General features: G+C 37.1%; 19 protein-coding genes. 10 read left to right on the forward strand and 9 right to left on the reverse strand.

Features of this window, described 5'->3' with window-relative positions; all coding sequences use genetic code 11:
* Nucleotides 1–2: 2 nt before the first annotated feature.
* The 5 genes from O6P34_RS05875 to O6P34_RS05895 form a co-directional block, all read right to left on the reverse strand.
* On the reverse strand, nucleotides 3–722 hold the full coding sequence (locus tag O6P34_RS05875) for a PaeR7I family type II restriction endonuclease (protein ID WP_269686397.1): 720 nt from the start codon (nucleotides 720–722) through the stop codon (nucleotides 3–5).
* Nucleotides 723–928: 206 nt separating this feature from the next.
* Complete coding sequence (locus tag O6P34_RS05880) at nucleotides 929–2,308, reverse strand: hypothetical protein (protein WP_269686398.1); 1,380 nt, start codon at nucleotides 2,306–2,308, stop codon at nucleotides 929–931.
* A gap of 161 nt (nucleotides 2,309–2,469) precedes the next feature.
* Entirely contained in the window at nucleotides 2,470–2,991 is a 522-nt protein-coding gene (locus O6P34_RS05885) for a GNAT family N-acetyltransferase (protein WP_269686399.1), read from the reverse strand.
* Between the two features lie 11 nt (nucleotides 2,992–3,002).
* Entirely contained in the window at nucleotides 3,003–3,470 is a 468-nt protein-coding gene (locus tag O6P34_RS05890) for a GNAT family N-acetyltransferase (protein WP_269686400.1), read from the reverse strand.
* Nucleotides 3,471–3,541: 71 nt separating this feature from the next.
* Complete coding sequence (locus O6P34_RS05895; protein WP_269686401.1) at nucleotides 3,542–4,105, reverse strand: Crp/Fnr family transcriptional regulator; 564 nt, start codon at nucleotides 4,103–4,105, stop codon at nucleotides 3,542–3,544.
* Between the two features lie 199 nt (nucleotides 4,106–4,304).
* Between O6P34_RS05895 and O6P34_RS05900 the strand changes: the two genes are divergently transcribed.
* Nucleotides 4,305–4,538: a hypothetical protein gene (locus O6P34_RS05900; RefSeq protein ID WP_269686402.1), complete on the forward strand. Its 234-nt coding sequence runs from the start codon at nucleotides 4,305–4,307 to the stop codon at nucleotides 4,536–4,538.
* A gap of 189 nt (nucleotides 4,539–4,727) precedes the next feature.
* On the forward strand, nucleotides 4,728–5,084 hold the full coding sequence (locus tag O6P34_RS05905; RefSeq protein WP_281324532.1) for a hypothetical protein: 357 nt from the start codon (nucleotides 4,728–4,730) through the stop codon (nucleotides 5,082–5,084).
* On the opposite strand, the gene O6P34_RS05910 is transcribed toward O6P34_RS05905, so the two are convergent.
* From O6P34_RS05910 to gnd, 3 genes are all read right to left on the reverse strand, one after another.
* Nucleotides 5,054–6,478, reverse strand: a complete 1,425-nt coding sequence (locus O6P34_RS05910) for a gluconokinase (RefSeq protein WP_269686404.1) — start codon at nucleotides 6,476–6,478, stop codon at nucleotides 5,054–5,056. The genes O6P34_RS05905 and O6P34_RS05910 overlap by 31 nt on opposite strands.
* Before the next feature lie 3 nt (nucleotides 6,479–6,481).
* A complete protein-coding gene (locus O6P34_RS05915) occupies nucleotides 6,482–7,801 on the reverse strand; it encodes a gluconate:H+ symporter (protein ID WP_269686405.1) in 1,320 nt (439 codons plus the stop codon).
* A gap of 91 nt (nucleotides 7,802–7,892) precedes the next feature.
* A complete protein-coding gene (gene gnd / locus O6P34_RS05920) occupies nucleotides 7,893–8,792 on the reverse strand; it encodes a phosphogluconate dehydrogenase (NAD(+)-dependent, decarboxylating) (RefSeq protein WP_269686406.1) in 900 nt (299 codons plus the stop codon).
* A 304-nt stretch (nucleotides 8,793–9,096) separates the two neighbouring features.
* Here gnd and O6P34_RS05925 point away from each other — a divergent pair, with 304 nt between their 5' ends.
* Complete coding sequence (locus O6P34_RS05925) at nucleotides 9,097–9,804, forward strand: porin family protein (protein ID WP_269686407.1); 708 nt, start codon at nucleotides 9,097–9,099, stop codon at nucleotides 9,802–9,804.
* Here O6P34_RS05925 and O6P34_RS05930 read toward each other — a convergent pair.
* Nucleotides 9,799–10,404 carry a hypothetical protein gene (locus O6P34_RS05930; protein ID WP_269686408.1) on the reverse strand — a complete coding sequence of 202 codons (606 nt, stop codon included), beginning with the start codon at nucleotides 10,402–10,404 and terminating at the stop codon, nucleotides 9,799–9,801. The genes O6P34_RS05925 and O6P34_RS05930 overlap by 6 nt on opposite strands.
* A 219-nt stretch (nucleotides 10,405–10,623) precedes the next feature.
* Here O6P34_RS05930 and O6P34_RS05935 point away from each other — a divergent pair, with 219 nt between their 5' ends.
* The 7 genes from O6P34_RS05935 to O6P34_RS05965 all read left to right on the forward strand — a co-directional run bounded on the left by O6P34_RS05935 (nucleotide 10,624) and on the right by O6P34_RS05965 (nucleotide 19,240).
* On the forward strand, nucleotides 10,624–13,065 hold the full coding sequence (locus tag O6P34_RS05935; RefSeq protein ID WP_269686734.1) for a bifunctional UDP-N-acetylmuramoyl-tripeptide:D-alanyl-D-alanine ligase/alanine racemase: 2,442 nt from the start codon (nucleotides 10,624–10,626) through the stop codon (nucleotides 13,063–13,065).
* Between the two features lie 76 nt (nucleotides 13,066–13,141).
* Nucleotides 13,142–13,564, forward strand: a complete 423-nt coding sequence (gene mscL / locus O6P34_RS05940) for a large conductance mechanosensitive channel protein MscL (protein WP_269686409.1) — start codon at nucleotides 13,142–13,144, stop codon at nucleotides 13,562–13,564.
* A gap of 214 nt (nucleotides 13,565–13,778) precedes the next feature.
* Nucleotides 13,779–14,768 carry an aspartate-semialdehyde dehydrogenase gene (locus O6P34_RS05945; protein ID WP_269686410.1) on the forward strand — a complete coding sequence of 330 codons (990 nt, stop codon included), beginning with the start codon at nucleotides 13,779–13,781 and terminating at the stop codon, nucleotides 14,766–14,768.
* Between the two features lie 207 nt (nucleotides 14,769–14,975).
* Nucleotides 14,976–15,329, forward strand: coding sequence for a hypothetical protein (locus O6P34_RS05950; RefSeq protein ID WP_281324533.1), 354 nt, complete (start codon nucleotides 14,976–14,978; stop codon nucleotides 15,327–15,329).
* 106 nt (nucleotides 15,330–15,435) lie between these two features.
* Entirely contained in the window at nucleotides 15,436–17,643 is a 2,208-nt protein-coding gene (locus tag O6P34_RS05955) for a TonB-dependent receptor (RefSeq protein WP_269686412.1), read from the forward strand.
* A gap of 289 nt (nucleotides 17,644–17,932) precedes the next feature.
* On the forward strand, nucleotides 17,933–18,730 hold the full coding sequence (locus O6P34_RS05960) for a threonine/serine exporter family protein (protein WP_269686413.1): 798 nt from the start codon (nucleotides 17,933–17,935) through the stop codon (nucleotides 18,728–18,730).
* Between the two features lie 3 nt (nucleotides 18,731–18,733).
* Entirely contained in the window at nucleotides 18,734–19,240 is a 507-nt protein-coding gene (locus O6P34_RS05965; protein WP_269686414.1) for a threonine/serine exporter family protein, read from the forward strand.
* The last annotated feature ends 87 nt before the right edge of the window (nucleotides 19,241–19,327 follow it).

Raw genomic sequence — 19,327 nt, forward strand, 5'->3', positions numbered from 1 at the left:
CATTATTGGTTAAACTCGTGAAGTTGTCCAGCTAATTGCCCTATGAAAGAGTGTAGAAATGCTTCTATTGAAATACTTTCTTCAACATTACCATATTCAAAGTTATCCTTTGACCATAATAAACAGCATTGAGAATAGTGTCTTTCAAGCATCAATTTTTGACAAAATAATCGATACCTGTCAATGTAAGATGTATTATGAAATTCTTCAAATACCTTAAAATAAGGTTCAGAAATTCGAACTGGTGAAGTTGATTTTTGAGATTTCTCAACAATCATCAAATAGCCTAACCAAGGTGCAGATTGATTTGGATATGCTTTTTCACGAAAAGCAGTCCATAAGTCAATTGCACTTCCTAATGCTTCTTCTGTTCGGTTATTAAAGTTGTTACCAAACGAACCAACTTGAGATTTAAGTTCAATAACTGCAATAAGTTTTTTTGTTGGAGTTATGATAAGCATATCCCAATCTTTTGTCGGTCTAAAATAACCTGGTAATTGGTTTCCTTTGGTATATATGCAAGTTTCAGGTATTCCAATGTCAAATGCAACCTTGTATAGTAATTCGATAAAACCATTCAATTGTTTGCCACCAGTTACAGCACTTCTATTGCCTGTATCGTTTACTTCTCTGTCACCTTGTTCTGTTTTCTGTTTGTTTCTTGTTTCCCAGAAATACTGTATGGCTGATTGAATTAGTCCGTTATATTTTTCTATGTCCATTTATTCGTTTTATTGTCTATGCAAAGTTACAAATTTTAGTCGCAAATTTGTCGGTTATGCGGTCTCTTAATATTGCACCCAACGTTCCCTTGCTACAAGAGGTTTGGGGTTAAATTAAGCCTTATCTTCGGATTTGCCTAAACTTCCCAAATACAAGATCCTTTTTAAATTAAGCCAAATGCCCAAATCTCTTGTAGCAAGTGTTATCAGCTGGGCTTTTCGCCGTTATCTTTTTCAAAATTTATATTTTTAATAGTATTCTGATATTTCATTAACATAGTTGAAGGTAATATATTATCAAAAAGTATTTTTGAAAAGAAGCCTTGTCCTAAAAATGCTTCTCTACCATCAATTTCGATTTTAATTCCTTTGTTTTTAAAGGAAAATATTTCCTTTGGATTGTATTTTGAATTGTCTAAATATTTATGTAATTCTTTGGAACTTGACCACGATGCTTTTACTCCAAGTTCGTTAGAGAATTCAATAAGTTTATCATAATCAATTCCAATATAAATTTTTATCCTCCCTAAAACTAAATCAATTATATTTTCGTCAATTATCGGTTTTAAGAAAATAGGCTCACAAATTGTAACTCCTCTACCAGTCATTAAATCATAGAAAGGAAAAGCTTTGCATAATGATTTCATAGTAAATTGTCCGTGCATTCTCCAGTCATTTTTATAGACTCCAAGATGAACAATTCCCTCAATGCAATCATAAGCCCAATCTTTTTCATCTAATTTTTTAATTAAATTTGTGATTATAGAAAGATAAGTTTCTATTTCAAAATCATTTTCAACAATATGAACTGTTGTGTCATTATATTTTGGGTCTTTACCTTTATTATCTTTAATTATTTTTGATGCTCTTTCCGTTTTTGCATTTTGATTAAGCATCCGTTTTAATTGCTTAATAAATTTTTCATCAAACTCTTCTACTAATTCTTCTTCCTTAAAGTTTTCCTCTTTTAATTCTTTTTCTTTGATGACATCAAGTGCCTTAAAATTAGTTTCACCAGATTTTATTTCTGATATTTTTATTCCATCTTTATCCGTGATTAAGCAGTCACCTAATTGGATATTATTCGTAATGTCACAAATTAAACAAAAGGCATCTGGATTAGAATTTATTTCGTCAGCAAATTGAATTACAAATTCAAAAGATTTATCAAGTAAGTCTTTATTGCCTGTTTCATATGTGTAAAGTCTTCTGTATAAATAATGTTGACCATTTAACATCTGCCAAGCGATTGTATCAGCTAAATTTCTATAAATATCAGATTGATAATCTAAAATAGTTGTCTGTTTTGTTAGATTATTTTCAGCTTCTTTATTACGTTCTCTTTTTGCTTGTTTTATTTCTTCAAAGTAATTTTTGGATTTTACTTGCAATAATTTGAGTTCTTCAATTATTTTGATTTGGGCAATTTTAAAACCTTCAAAACAAAGTCTATTAAGTTCTTTTGGATCAAATTCTACAGATGGAGTTTTTCCTTTGAACATTGTATAAACACCATATCTTGATGAATAAAAAAAGATTTCTTTTATCTTATCTTCAAATACTTTTTGGTCTTCTTCAATGTCCATATTTTTGGTTTTAGCCTTGCTGATAACGTTCTGCTACTACAGCGGGTTTGGGACTAAATTAAGCCCTATTTTCGGATTTGCAAAATCATGCCAAATACAAAACCATCTTTCCATTAAACCAATTGCCCAAATCCGTTGTAGTAGCTGTTAGCTGTAGCCTTTTAATTTAGTTTCAGTTTCATCATTATGTCTGTTTGTTCATCGTCTCCCAATTTAAAAATGTGTTTGTCAAATGCAACAAAACCATTTTTTTCATAAAACCGGATTGCTCTTGGATTTTCTTCCCAAACACCCAACCAAGCATATTCAGAACCTTTATGTTTAGCAACTTCGATTGCTTTACTATAAAGTAATTGACCAATGCTTTTTCCATGAAATTCTTTTGAAACATAGATTCTCTCAATTTCAAGTGCTTTATTGTCTTTCAATTCGGTTTGCGATTCTCCAAAATTGACTTTTAAATAGCCTATTACTTCATTATCAATCTTCGCAAAGTAAAACTCGGAATTTTCATTGTTTAGTTCTGTGGTTAATTTTTCAACTGAGAAACCTTCTTTGAGATAGGATTTCATGTTTTCCTCGGAATTTGAATCTGCAAATGTTTCCTTAAAAGTTTGCAACCCAATTTTTTGTAATTCGTTAATATCACTTATTGTTACTTTTATAATTGTTATGGGTTTCATTTTAAATTTTTTTAGGCGTTATGTTTTAAATTCCATTCATAATTAAGCCAATCGTTGTTTTCTTTGGCTCCCAATTTTTCATAAAATTTTTTGCCTCCTTCGTTCCAGGGTGCAACAGTCCATTTTATTTGTTCGCAATTATTTTTTATTGCTTCTTCTTTTAGCGCTAACATTAATTTTTCGCCAATTTTATGACCTCTATAATTTTCATCAACATATAGTTCTTTCATATAAATTGCTGGTCGGTTTTGTGCTGTATAAGGTAGAAAATAATAAACGAGAATTCCCGTAATTTGCTCGTTGTATTCAGCAACAATACAATAGAAGTCTGGTGAATCCTTTCGAAAGCCACTCTCTTTTACTATTTCAGGAGTTATAGCAAAACTGTCAATGTATTTTTCAAAAACAGCCAATTCTTTCATTATGTTCCAAATTTTTTCACTGTCTTTTTCTACAGATTTTCTTATTGTTATATTCATTTTTTCTAAATTTTGGACAAAGTTCTGAATATGGTCTGAGGAAAAATTATACAAATGATAAAAAATGAATCTTATTTTATATTTGTTCTAATACGGCTTAAACTTACTTGTGTTATGCCTAAATATGAAGCGATGTACCCTAGTTGAACTCTTTGAATCAAGTCTGGATAGTTTTTTAAAAGTTCAATATATCGTTCAGTAGCAGTTCCGAGTTGTCGGGAAATAAGTCTTTCTTCTGCTTTTATGAGTTCATTTTCTGCGAACTTTCTACCCCAATTTGCAATTTCAATATTCTCATTAAATAGATTTTTAAGGTTTTCCGTGTTAAGTTTATAAAGAACACAATCTTCTAATAGCTCGATGCTTTCATATCCTTTTTGATTGGCTATATAGCTTTTCAAAGAAGCTATTGTATCACCTTCTTTTCCAAAAGAAAAGGTAATTTCGTCATCGTCTATAATAGAAAATGTCCGAGCTATTCCTATTTTGATAAAATAGATATTTTTTTCAATCTTGTCAGCTCGTATGATAATGCTATGTTTGGGAAAATTTACTTCTTCAACATTTTTTTTGAGCATAAGTTTAGCTGACGAAGAAAGTGGATGTATTTTGTCTATTATTTGGTCAATATCCATTTTTATCAGATTCTGTTATAAGGTTACAGCTAACTAGTTTATAGGTCTGACAAAGTCAGACATATCACCCCTTATTTGGGTAGATAGGTCTGATAGACATCAGACTTTATTGATTTTCAAATATATTCATTTTTTCCTACAAATCATCTAATAGGCTTTAATTCTTCGAGAACTTTTCGTACATACGAGCGTTAGTTCATTGGGTACACTAACCCACAACCACGATTCTTGTGCCTGCAGTTGCGATTCTCCTACCTGTCATCACGATTCTTGTGCCTGCAGTTGCGATACTCCTGCCTGCAGTCACGATTCTCCTGCCTGTCATCACGATTCTCGAGCCTGCAGTTGCGATTCTCCTACCTGTCATCACGATTCTTGTGCCTGCAGTTGCGATACTCCTGCCTGTACTTACGATTCTCGAGCCTTTAGTTAAGATTCTCGTATGCATTTCACGATTCTCGCATGCATTTCACGATACTCGTATGCATTTCACGATTCTCGCATGCAATTCACGATTCTCGTATGCATTTCACGATATTCGTATGCAATTCACGATTCTCGTATGCATTTCGCGATACTCGTATGCATTTCACGATTCTCGCATGCATTTCGCGATTCTCGTATGCAATTCACGATATTCGCATGCATTTCACGATTCTCGTATGCACATTTAGGATATTGCCATGCGCATTTAGGATATTGCCATGCACATTTACGATTCTCCTATGCACATTCACGATATTGCCATGCGCATTTGCGATTCTCCTATGCACATTTAGGATATTGCCATGCACATTTACGATTCTCCTATGCGCATTCACGATATTGCCATGCGCATTTGCGATTCTCCTATGCACATTTAGGATATTGCCATGCGCATTCACGATATTGCCATGCACATTATGATACGCACAAAGACAGAACCGTTGGCACCGCTTTTACGATACATTATAAGGATAAGGTTTTCAACAAAGGATAAACCCGTTTGAATTTTTCAAATTGGTGCTCATACACCAATCGATGATTTTCATTGGGGAAGAAGAATTTTTCGGGCGTATCTGCTGTCGCATGTTCAATACCGAGGGCTTTAAATCCAATCAATACTGCTCCCCAAGCCGAGGCTTCAACTGTTTCGGCTACCGCAACTTTCATCTGGAAAATATCAGCCACCATTTGCAACCAAAGGTCACTTTTTCCAAATCCGCCACTCGCCATAATCGTAATTGGGCTTCTGCTCTCAACATCAGGAAGAAGAATTTCCGTGACACTAAACAACCCCAATACAATACCTTCTAAAGTAGCCCGAATCAAATGCGCTTGAGTATGATTAATCTGAATCCCCAACAAACTACCTTGCGCCGAAGCATCCCAAATGGGAGCTCTTTCGCCCAATAAATAAGGAACAAATAATAAACCATCCGAACCGGCAGGAACAGTTTGGGCTTGTTCAAAAAGAGTTTCAAACGATGCGTCTGTTTTCAAAATAGATTCTTTCAACCATTGCAACACAATAGCGCCATTGTTAACCGCGCCCAATTTTAGATAGTGTTGGTCTAATACATGATAACATTGCGTCCGCATTTCCAAATCGATATAAGGTGCAGAAACCGGCAAACGCACTGCGCCACTGGTCCCAATCGATAATGCCATTCGCCCTTCTGCCATAGCGCCCGTGCCTAGATTGGCCAAAGCACCGTCACCGCCCCCAATGATATAACGAAAACCATCTGCAAGTCCTTGGCTTTGGTGCGTTGGTGAAACAATAACTGAAAGGTGTTGCTGTTCCAGTTCCAAATAATTTAAAATCGTACGGTCCCAGGCTAAGGTATGAATGTTCATCAATCCAGTCCCCGATGCCATCGAAGAATCAATCACATATTCTCCCGTCAGATGATGCCAAATATATTCTTTGATACTAATGAATTTAAAAGTCTTTGCCCACAGCACCGCATCGTTCTTTTTGAACCAATCCATTTTAGTCATCGGTGAAAAAGGATGAATAGGAATCCCGGTCTTTTGATAAAACGAACGACCTGCTGCTGAATTCTTCAGGGTTTCAGCTAAAGCACAAGCGCGATTATCAGCCCATAAAACAGCATCAGTGAGCGGGTTTCCGGTAGCGTCAATCGCCATAATGCTTTGCATCGCCGAACTAAAACTGATGAATTCCGGTTGAATACCGCTCGTAATTTCCGCAATACAATCTAAAACTGCCGATAAAATTTCTCCCGGTTTCTGCACACTCCAGTTGGGTTCCGGATGATACATAGGATAATTTTTCGTCAATTGGCGCAGGACTTTTCCGCCGCTGTCAAAACAAACCGCCTTTGTTGCCGTAGTGCCAATGTCAATCCCGATGTAGCTCTTTTTCATCTTTTATCCAATAAATACATTCAATACCAAAACGCCAATTAATCCCATAACACCAATAATAGTTTCCATCACAGTCCACGTTTTAAAAGTGTCTTTCAGGCTGATGCCAAAGTATTCTTTAAACATCCAAAAACCGGTATCATTCACATGAGAACACATTAAACTTCCTGCCCCAATAGAAAGCACCATCAATTCAGGACTGATTCCGGAGCTGACCACCAGCGGTTGTACGATTCCAGCAGCCGTTAATCCCGCAACAGTCGCAGACCCCAAAGCAATCCGAATAATAGTGGCAATAAGCCAACCCAATACGAGTGGAGAAAGGGTAGAGGCTTCAAAAAAAACAGCCAAATCACTCCCGATTCCGCTGTCAATAAGGACTTGTTTGAAGGCACCGCCAGCGGCAATAATCAGCACAATCATAGTAACCGAACCCAGAGCAGTTCCCGATTGATCCATAAGGGTCTGCATTTTTTGACCCCGCTTAATTCCTAAAAAAACAAGGGCAAACAAAACGGCGATAAGCATAGAAGTGGTCGGGTTTCCTATAAACCCAAGCATCTGCCGCAAGGAGGAAGTTTCCGCTAATGTCAATTCACTGAGTGTGGCTAATGCCATCAGCAAAACAGGAATCAAAGCGGTTAGAAAACTGATACCAAAGGAAGGCATTTCGTCTTCGGCAAATGTTTTACTTTCAAATAACCCTTTGGGTGGATTGGCATTTATTTTCTTGATGAATTCCGGAAAAACAATCCCCGAAACCACTAAAGCCGGAATGGCAATCAAAAATCCGTAGAGTAAGGTTTTGCCAATATCAGCTTTAAAAATCACAGCAATAGCAGTAGGTCCGGGATGGGGTGGCAAAAAACCATGCGTAATCGATAGGGCAGAAGCCATCGCAATTCCCAGATAAATAATGGGTTGTTTCGTGCTTTTGGCAACCGCAAAAACCATTGGAATCAAGATAATAAATCCCGCATTATAAAACATCGATATCCCTACGGCAAAGCCTGTAATGACCATCGCCCATTTAATATTTTTAATACCAAAAGACCGAATCATTACTGAACTGATGCGTTGTGCCGCCCCACTATCTGAAAGAAGATTGCCGAGTATAACTCCAAAAGCAACAATCAATAGCAAGGAACCCAGCGTGCTCCCAATTCCCTGTTGTAGTGAATTGATGAGGTAAGGAAAAAGCATTCCTTTGGCAAGGCCAACAAAAAAAGAAGCAATGATTAACGAAATAAAAGCATTGAGTTTTGCTCCGGCTATTAAAACAAGTAACAAAAGAATGCTCGCAATTAAAATCAATAGAGACATCAGCAGGAATGGGATAAATTAAAAATCAGATAATGGTGTCAAATCGAGCGCAGTCGAGATTATTTAAACGCTTCACAGCAGTGAAAAACTACTATTCATTTTTCTCTACGGCATGTCCGCCAAACTCATTCCGAAGCGCCGCTACTACTTTTCCGGAAAAAGTATCCTGCATTTGAGAGCGGTAACGCATCATAATCGAAAGGGCAATTACAGGAGTGGGTACGCCTAAATCCAAAGCGGTTTCAAGAGTCCATTTCCCTTCCCCGGACGAGTGCATAATGCCTTTGATGCTGTCTAAATGAGGATCTTTGGAAAAAGCATTTTCGGTTAATTCCATCAGCCAACTGCGAACCACAGAACCGTGATTGAACAATTTAGCTGTTTTTTCAAAATCAATATCAAACTCAGAATGTTCAAACACTTCAAATCCTTCAGCGATAGATTGCATCATGCCATATTCAATTCCGTTGTGAACCATTTTAGTAAAATGTCCGCTTCCGGCTGCTCCGGTATAAAGATGTCCGTTTTCAACAGAAATCGCTTTAAAAACTGCTGCCACATATTCAAAAACATCGGGATCTCCGCCAATCATCGTACAAGCGCCATGCAAAGCCCCCGAAGTGCCACCCGAAGTGCCGCAATCTAAAAAGTCAATATCAAGTTCTTTGAGTTGGGCATATCGGCGTTTGGATTCTTTGTAATTAGAGTTTCCGCCATCAATAATAATATCTTTTTTGGTTAAAAAAGGAAGTAAAGATGTGATTACGGCATCTACAATTTCTCCGGCAGGAACCATCAACCAAATCACTTTTCGACCATTTAGTTTTTGACATAATTCGGCTGCAGTATTCGCGGTAGTAATACCTTCCTCACTCATTTTTTTGACGAAGTCGGTATTCACATCTTGTGCGACTACTTCATAATGGTTTCGTTTTAAATTCAGGGCAAGGTTAAAGCCCATTTTTCCTAATCCTATAATTCCAATTTGCATTTTATGTCGGTTTTTAAAAGAGTGTTTGTATGTATTTTGATGCTTTATCAAAGTAAAAATATTATTTTTAATTTCTTAAACCCCAATTTTCAACAAAATAATTAAAGACATAAGAATCAATAGATTGATTTTAGACAAAAGGAAACGCAATTAAAGTCTTTTTATAAGCGTTATCGTATTAGTATTATTTGTTTTCAATGTGCATCCAAAACGTTCAAAATGGTATATTTGTAGACCATAAAGCATAATAGTAGTACCAATTACAGTTAAAATCAAATCGGTTTACGCGCTAAAAAAACAAAAAATGAAAATACGAATAGTTCTGACATGCTTTCTTCTTGTATCCGCTTGGAATGTTTTTTCACAACAAAATACAACCACCGAAACGCCTGCAATAGTAAAAGTAGATTCCTTATATCGAGAAGATCAGTTTTATTTTGCCTTTACTTATAATATGTTGCGCGACACGCCGGTGGGTTTCTCGAAGAGTAAATTCTCTACGGGCTTTTCAGCAGGTTTTTTAAGAGATATGCCCATCAACAAAAAAAGAACCTTCGCCATCGCCCCCGGAATCGGACTGACCTACAACAATTACAACCAGAATATTGCGGTTACCCTGCAAGACAACACGCCGGTATATACTATTTTAAACAGTACGGCAGTGTACAGCAAAAACAAGTTTTCCCAACTGCAAATAGAGGTCCCAATCGAATTCAGATGGCGAACATCAACATTCGAAAGTCATAAATTTTTACGCATTTACGGAGGATTTAAATTCAGTTATTCCGTGTATGACAAATCCGTTTTCACCGATAACGAAGGCAAAGTGGTCCTTACAGGCAACAAAGATTTCAATAAATTAACTTACGGAGCATACATTTCCTCAGGATACAATACGCTCAATGTTTATGCGTATTATGGTTTGAATTCTCTTTTTAAATCAGGAAAAGTGGGAGACGAAGCGCTTCAAATGAAAGCCCTCAATGTAGGAGTGATTTTTTATATTTTATAACCACAAAATCAACAAAAGCAACTGCGGAATACTGCCCAACAAAAAACCAATCACAAGTTCTTTTGGCGTATGCGCATTCAGTTCTAAACGCGAAGAAGCGACAAAGCCATTCATCAGCACCAAAAAAGCAATAGTAACAAGACTCCCCGTTTGATGGTAAATGCTCAACCCAATAGCAAATACAGTCAGCGAACTCATGGCGAGCAGGTGCAAGCTGGCTTTTACTTTGACAAACACCAATATAAGCGCCAATAAAGTACTCATAAGTGCTCCCAAAAAGAAAAAATGCAGCTCAAAATACCGGTCAATTGTAATGTTTTTTCGAACTAAAATAATAATCAAAAAACATTGCAGTATCAGCGGAATCTTGCGTTGCGAAACCTCAAAAGCCATCAAAGAATCTAATTTTTTTAAAGAGCGCAATAGAAATAAAAACAAAACCGGAAGGCAGACAGTCACAATAGTTATTTGCAACAGCACAAATAATTGCTCCTTAGTCGAAAAGAATTCCCCGTTAAAAAAAAAGTAAAGCAAAGCCGCATACACCGAAATGAATATCGGATGAAAGAGATACGAAAAGAGTGGCAGAATTTTTTTCAAGTGTTTTTAATGTCAATTACCTTCAACAAATATATAGAATTAAGCCAAAAGGGTAGGCTAAATTCGAGGGAGTTTTTACTAAAGTTTTCTTTTTTTAAATGCGTTTCTAACAATAAATTGTGTGTTCATAAAGACCTCCTTTTGAAAAGAAGTGTTATTTTTGATGAGGTTTTTCTCCAACGGGATAATCCTTACCTTACGCCAAACGGAAGCTATAAAATGAAATTAAACATATACACCATTTCGAATCAGATTCAAGCGGAACTTTCAGGAACTGCTGCTCAGGATATCGAAACTATTTCTATCGACAGTCGTTCGTTACAAAATGGTCCACAAACCTTGTTTTTTGCTTTGGTCGGACCCAATAACGACGCCCATTTGTACCTTGAAGATTTAATAGCAAAAGGCGTACAGCATTTTGTAGTCACCCACATTCCGGAAAACTGCGCCGGTAAAGCTACTTTTCTGGTAGTCAAAAACACCACGACAGCCTTACAACAATTGGCGGCGTATTACCGCAGTCTTTTTGATTTTCCAATTATAGGATTAACGGGAAGTAACGGCAAAACGATAGTAAAAGAATGGCTTAACTTTTTGTTGAGTCCGGATTATAACATCATCCGAAGTCCCAAAAGTTATAACTCACAAGTGGGTGTTCCCTTGTCGGTGCTGGCCATCAATGAGCAACATAATCTGGGTATTTTTGAAGCGGGAATTTCAACTTTTTCAGAGATGGAAAATTTAGAGCGAATCATTAAACCAACGATTGGAATTCTGACAAATATTGGGACGGCTCATGATGAAGGATTTCCAAATATTGGAGAAAAAATAAAAGAAAAATTACTGCTTTTTCAAGAAGCTGAAATCCTCATTTACCACAAAAACAAAACGATTGACGCTTTCCTGAATCCAAAATTAAAAACGTTTTCCTGGAGTTGTAAAGACGAAGCGGCAGATGTGTTGATTACCAAAAAAGCAGTTCTGGACAAAACAGTTTTAGGCATTCGATATAAAGCTGATAATTTTGAAATTAAAATCCCTTTTCAAGACGATGCTTCCATAGAAAATGCGATTCATTGTATGATGTTGTTGCTGTATTTTGGCTACGACCAACAAACCATTGAACACCGAATGGAATTGTTATACCCGGTTGAAATGCGCTTGAAAGTCAAAAACGGAATCAACAATTGCAGTTTAATTGACGACAGTTACAGTTCCGATTTCCAATCGCTGAAAATTGCATTGGATTTTTTAGAAAGTCAAAAGCAATACCCAAAGAAAACAGTGATTCTTTCGGATATTTTTCAGAGTGGATTGTCTAATGAAGAGTTGTATTCAAAAGTGTCGCAGCTTATCACGTCTAATAAAATCAACCGTGTTATTGGGATTGGAGCGACTATTTCTGAATTCAAAAATAAATTTATCAATTGCGTAACCTTTCCGGATACCGATGCTTTTTTGGCAGCGATTGACAGTTTGAATTTTGGAAACGAAACGATTTTAATCAAAGGGGCCAGAACGTTTCAATTTGAACAAATCGTCGCCGCTTTAGCCGAAAAAACACATGAAACCGTTTTAGAAATTAATCTGAATGCGATTAGTCATAATTTTAATTTCTTTAAATCGAAATTGAAACCCACAACCAAAATGATGGTGATGGTAAAGGCTTTTGGCTATGGAAACGGTGGGTTTGAAATCGCCAAATTATTAGAACATCACAAAGTCGATTATTTAGGAGTGGCTTTCGCCGATGAAGGAATTTCGTTGAAAAATGCCGGAATCAAGTTGCCAATTATGGTTTTGAATCCGGAAACGACAAGTTTCGCAGCGATTATTCAAAATCAGTTAGAACCCGAAATTTATAGTTTAAAAGGACTGCACGCTTTTTTAAAAATAGCGGAACAAAAGAATTTAAAACACTTTCCCATTCATATAAAACTAGATACAGGCATGCACCGTTTGGGTTTTGAAGCCAATACGCTCGATGATTTAATAGCCGTTTTAAAAGGCAATCAAACCGTTGCCGTGAAAAGTGTTTTGTCGCACATGGCTACCAGTGATGATCCTGCGCACCTGGAATTTGCTTTGTCACAGCTTGATTTGTTCGAAAAATTATCTTCAAAATTAATTCAGGAATTGCAAATACAACCCATTCGTCATATTTTGAATACATCGGGAATCAGTAATTTTACAGAGGCGCAATACGATATGGTTCGTTTAGGAATAGGACTTTACGGTGTTTCTAATGACGCCGAAGAACAAAAACAATTAGAGAATGTTGGGACACTCAAATCGGTGATTTCGCAAATCAGAACCATTTCTGCAGGAGAAAGTGTGGGCTACGGCCGACGATTTGTAGCCGAAAGAACAACCAAAATTGCAACAATTCCAATAGGATATGCCGATGGAATTTCGAGACATTGGGGAAATGGAGTAGGTTTTGTCATGGTCAACAATCAAAAAGCAACCATTGTAGGCAGTGTCTGCATGGATATGTTAATGGTTGATGTTACCGAAATTCCATGTAAAGAAGGCGATCAGGTAATCATTTTTGGCAAAAATCCAACCGTAAATGATTTGGCGAAAGCCTTACATACCATTCCGTATGAAATCCTGACCAGTATATCGCAACGCGTAAAAAGAGTGTTTTACAGAGAATGATTTTTACTGATAAATTAAAAAATTTGACTGTTTTTTTATAAATTCGTTTTAGTATTAATTAAAAACATAAAAAATTATGGGGTTTTTCAGTGATTTTAAAGCATCTTTAATGAAAGGTGACGTATTAAGTTTAGCGACTGCCGTAGTTATTGGCGGTGCATTTGGTAAAATTGTCGGTTCTGCCGTTGATGATGTTATTATGCCAATAGTTGGGTTAATAACCGGAGGAATCGATTTTACACAGAAATTCATCACACTTGACGGAAACAGTTACGACAATTTAGCTGCTGCCAAAACGGCTGGTGCTGCCGTAATCACGTATGGAAATTTGGTGCAAGCCATCATTAATTTTGTTATTATTTCATTCTTCATTTTTATTGTTTTAAGAGCTGCCGAAAAAGCAAGAAAAAAACAAGAAGTTGTTGCGGCACCTGCGCCACCGGCTGGACCTACGCAAGAAGAATTGCTTACTCAAATTAGAGATTTGTTGAAAAAATAATACCGCTACATTTATATATTCTAATTTAACCTGAATTAATTTCAGGACTTAACCGCTTCTTAAATGAGGCGGTTTTTCTTTGCTGTTTTTCTAATTTTATAATCAAATGTTATAAATATAACATTTTGTTATTTTTTGTGAACACACTTGTTTTAATTTGAATATTACTTACTTTTGTACTTCAAAATTGAAAGTCAATAATAAAAAATATACGATGAGAATAGCAGTAGTAGGCGCTACCGGAATGGTTGGCGAAATAATGTTGAAAGTATTAGCAGAAAGAAATTTTCCGGTAACCGAATTGATTCCGGTTGCTTCTGAAAAATCAGTTGGAAAAGAAATAGAATTCAATGGAAAAAAATATAAAGTAGTCGGTATGCAAACTGCTGTAGATATGAAAGCGGATATTGCTTTGTTTTCTGCAGGTGGTGGAACTTCATTAGAATGGGCGCCAAAATTTGCAGCTGCAGGCACAACCGTTATTGATAATTCCTCAGCTTGGAGAATGGATCCTACTAAAAAATTAGTAGTTCCTGAAATCAATGCAGGCGAATTGACAGCAGCAGATAAAATCATTGCAAATCCAAACTGTTCTACGATTCAAATGGTATTGGCTTTGGCACCTTTGCATAAAAAATACAACATCAAACGTGTGATCGTTTCGACTTACCAATCCATCACTGGAACTGGAGTAAAAGCAGTACAACAATTCGAAAATGAATGTGCCGGTATTGAAGGTGAAATGGTTTATAAATATAAAATCAACAGAAACTGTATTCCACAATGTGACAGTTTTGAAGAGAATGGGTACACCAAAGAAGAAATGAAATTGGTGAACGAAACCAAAAAAATATTAAGCGATGACAGTATTGCCGTAACAGCAACTGCGGTTCGTGTACCTGTTGTAGGTGGACATAGTGAAGCGGTTAATATTGAATTCACTAATGATTTTGACGTAAATGAAGTAAGAAACATTTTGCATCATACTGACGGAATCGTGGTTCAAGACAATTTAGACACATTTACTTACCCAATGCCAAGATATGCTGAAGGTAAAAATGATGTTTTTGTAGGTAGAATTCGTCGTGACGAAAGCCAGGCAAATACATTGAATATGTGGATTGTAGCTGATAACTTGAGAAAAGGAGCAGCAACAAATACCATCCAAATTGCGGAATATCTTATCGCTGCAAAATTGGTGTAAGACTTAATTTTTAGTTCAAATCTAAAAACACCTGTTTTGACAAATTATAATTTGTCAGAACAGGTGTTTTTTCTTTTTGAATCCCATAGAGAATATATGTTTTTTTGAAAGTAATACGTTTGAATAAGATTTTACAACAACTATAATTTCTTATAGGTTTAAAAATTTTTTCAATCGAAACACAATGTTTTGCTACCTTTGCAACTCATGAAAAAGAAACAGCTCATTCTAAATCTTTTCTTTGCGACTGCACTTTTGTTCTCCATAGTGTTTCAGTCCTTTCATGGCTATGAGCATCTGGAAAAGAAAATTTCCGAAAAGGTTTGTTACCACAAACATAATTCCAACAGAGCTGAATTAACGCACCAACACAAAGGTTTCGATCACTGTTTACTATGCGAATTTACAGCCGGCGTTTACGTTTCTCCCAAAGATTTCTCCTATCAATTATATGCGGTACACCAAGAAATTCCTTATTTCTTCAAGGCCACGGAAGCGGTTCTTTCGTTTTCCGGAAGCTTATATTCCCATCGCGGACCACCTGTAAATAGTGTAAGCTGAATTTATTTCAGCATTTTTCATTTCTACTTTATTTACTAAATAATTCTGGTCTCGGCTCGCTTTCTTTTGGAGAGTGTTGAGCTCAGAAACCATACTATCATTTTCAATGAAAAAATTTATTATAGCCTTATTTTTAGGTTTTTCGGCCATGCTTCAAGCGCAAAATACCATTTCTGGAACCGTAACCGATCTGAAAAATCAGCCCATCAAAGGCGTTTCGGTTTACGCATCTGAACTTCATAAAGGGACGACAACAGACGAAAAAGGAAAGTTCACCTTGTCTAATTTGCCCAATGGCAGTTTAAAAATATCCTTTGTTTTTCCCGGATTTACAACGCAGTACAAAACCATAAATCCGTTTCAAAAAGAGAATAATATAACTGTAATCCTCGAAGAAACGATTTTCGAAATGGATGAAGTTATTGTTTCTACCGCTTTCAACAAACTGCAATCGCAAAACGTGATGAAAGTCGAACACGAAAGCATCAAAAACTTACAGCGAAAAGGAACGGCCACTTTAATCGAAGGATTGGCAACCATTCCGGGAGTTTCCCAGGTTTCTACGGGAACTTCTATTGGGAAACCGGTAATTCGCGGATTGAGCGGTAATCGTGTTTTAGTTTATTCGCAAGGAATCCGAATGGAAAATCAGCAGTTTGGCGACGAACACGGATTGGGGTTGAACGATGCCGGAATAGAAAGCGTTGAGGTCATCAAGGGACCGGCTTCGTTATTGTACGGCTCAGATGCGTTGGGTGGCGTTTTGTATTTTAACCCCGAAAAATTTGCCGATGCCAATACGTTTAAAGCCAATTTTAGTCAAAAATACTTCGCTAATACGCAAGGCAGTAACACGTCTTTGGGATTAAAAACAGCTACAGATAACTGGAAATTCTTAGCCCGAGGAAGCTACAACACTCATTCTGATTATAGAATTGCTTCTGGCGACCGAGTGACCAATACCCGTTACAATGAAACCGATTTCAAATCAGGGATTGGGTACAGCAATGCTGCATTTTCGAGTGTGTTGCGCTACAATTACAACAAATTAGACTTGGGAATTCCGGAGGAAGGTATTGCAGCACAAACGGCAAGCAAAGAAACGATGTATCCAAAACAAGGCGTTTTCAATCATTTGTTAAGTCTTAACACCGTTTTCTTTTTTGAAAAATCAAAACTGGATGTCGATTTGGGCTACATTGCCAATGACCGAAGCGAGTTTGAAGACAGTCCAACAGCTATTTTGCACATGAAACTGAAAACGTTCAATTACGACGCAAAATACTATTTGCCAAAAATGGGAAAACTCGAATCTATTTTTGGGATTCAAGGCATGCGCCAAACCAATACTAATTCTGGAGAAGAATATTTAATTCCGGATGCGGTTACCAATGATTTTGGCGTTTTTGGAACGGCAAATTACGAGTGGAAGTCAAATGTGTTGCAAGCTGGTTTGCGTTTTGACAATCGAAAAATAACTACCGAAGCCCAAGGAATTGCAGGCGAAGAAGGCTCTTTTGAAGCCATCGATACATCTTTTGACAGTTTCAACGCGTCTTTGGGTTACAAAACCAATCTGGCTAACGATTTGACATTGCGACTCAATCTCGCGTCCGGTTTTAGAGCGCCCAATCTTGCCGAATTGACTTCAAACGGTGTTCATGAAGGAACCAACCGATATGAAGTGGGAAACAGCAACCTCAAAACCGAGCAAAACGTACAAACCGACTTAAATCTGGAATACAAAACCAGTCATTTAGAGTTTTTTGCCAATGGTTTTTACAACCACATCAACCATTATATTTACACCTCGCCAACGGGGGAAATAATAGATGCCAACGCAGTTTTCAATTACATTCAGGACAATGCCAAGTTGTACGGCGGTGAAATAGGACTGCATTTTCACCCGCATCCTTTAGATTGGTTGCATTACGAAACCAGTTTTGAAACCGTAACCGGCAAGAAACAAAATGGCGATTACCTGCCTTTGATTCCCGCAAATAACTGGAACAACACCATTCGAACTGAATTTAATATCAAAAACTGGCTTCAAGATGGCTTTGCCACGCTGAGTGTTTCCTCGACTTTCAACCAAAATAACGTAAGTGGTTTCGAAACCCAATCGAATGGTTATACCTTGGTGAATCTTGGTTTTGGAGGCAAATTGACCGTAGGCAAAACCGCTTTCGATATCAATTTGAACGGGAATAATCTATTCGACAAGAACTACACCGCACACCTTTCCCGCCTCAAAACCGATGGCATTCCAAACATGGGAAGAAACATTGTTTTAGGAGTAAATTTAAATTTATAGGAGCTGTTTCCTGCTGTACACTGTATCTTTTGTGCTGAACTCCAGCACAAAAGGATGCCGTTTCCATCAGGGCTAGGGCGTTTCAATACTAAAGACGCTAATCGAAAGATTGGCGTTTTTTTTATTCCAACAAAAACAGGACTTGAAGCGTTTTCGGGAATAGAAAATACGAGTTTAAAAGTGTAAAAGGAAAGGGATCAAAAAGCCTCAAAAATTACATCGATTGAGTTAGTAACATTCCAAAACTACCCTTTTTATAATTCAAAAATGTAGGTAGAAATGGTTAAATTTGAGCGATAAATTTTACACCTTTTATATGGAAGTAAGTAATAAACCCAATAAGTACGAACTGGGAGAAATGCTCCTTGAAATTGGCTCGCTCCTCATGGTTTCAGGCGCCAATACCGAACGGATTAAAGTAACCATAAGCAGGATTGCAGGCGCTTTCGGATGCGATTCGGATTTGCTGATTACCAATCACGCGCTGATGATTACGCTAACCTATCAGCATAAAAACAAAGTCTTTACCAGTGTAAAGTGGGTGCCCAATATGCACCTGAATTTCAATTTGATTTCGGATATCAGTATTATGAGTTGGCAAATTGTCCTCGAAAAATGGACCGTGGAGCGCATCAATCAGGAATTAGCGGTATTGAATAAAAAACCGTTGTATCCAAGGTATTTAGTATTATTACTCGTGGCTTTAGCAGGCGCTTCTTTTTGCAGGCTTTTTGGCGGAGGCGCCATAGAAGTGGCAGTAGCTTTTGTAGCCTCCTTCTGCGGGTTATTCGTGAGACAGGAAGCCATGAAATTAAAATTTAATTTCTACTTGTCTATCTTTTTTGCCTCGGCTACCGCATCATTGGTGGCAGGATTCTATTTTTATTTAAACCCAACAGAAACTTATATTCATGCTTTTTCTACTTCGGTTTTGTTTTTAATTCCCGGCGTTCCTATGATTAATGCCTTTTCGGATTTAATCGACGGAAATACGTTAAACGGAATCACGCGTGGAGTCAATGTCTTAATTATGGCTTTTGCCATTGCCTTAGGACTTATTGTATCCTTATTAATTTATAAATTCTAACTCATGGAAACGCTGTTATTTTTAGAAAAAGGAATTTGGTTGGGATTTGCCGCCATCGGATTTGCGGTGCTTTTTAATGTGCCCAAAAGAGCTTTGGGAACTATTTTTGTCATTGGCGCCTTGGGCGGATTAGTAAAATTCTTCATGATTGCGCAGGAAATAGGAATTGTTTTAGCTGCTTTTTGTGGCGCTTCACTCATTGGTGTTATCAGTGTTTTGGCGGCCCATAATAGGAAAGCACCTCCAATGATTTTTGCCATTCCCGCTGTAATTCCTATGATTCCCGGTTTTTTTGCATACAAAGCCATGGTAGGAATTATAGAACTGACTGCCGAAAAAGACTCAGAGGTCTATACTAAACTTTTTTTCGAAACGGTAAACAATGGCTTATCGGCTTTGTTTGTCTTGTTGGCATTATCTGCCGGTGTGGCCATCCCATTATTAATCACCCGAAAACAAACCATCAAACGCATTCAACCCGATGACAATCTCGAAGTTGAAATAGAATAAACAGGACGCCTGCAGTGTTCTTAAACAATAAAAAAACAGAAACGCTATTCGTGAGAATGGCGTTTTTTTTTGTTTCAAAATTCGAGA

Source organism: Flavobacterium lacustre (assembly GCF_027474525.2).
GTDB lineage: Bacteria > Bacteroidota > Bacteroidia > Flavobacteriales > Flavobacteriaceae > Flavobacterium > Flavobacterium lacustre.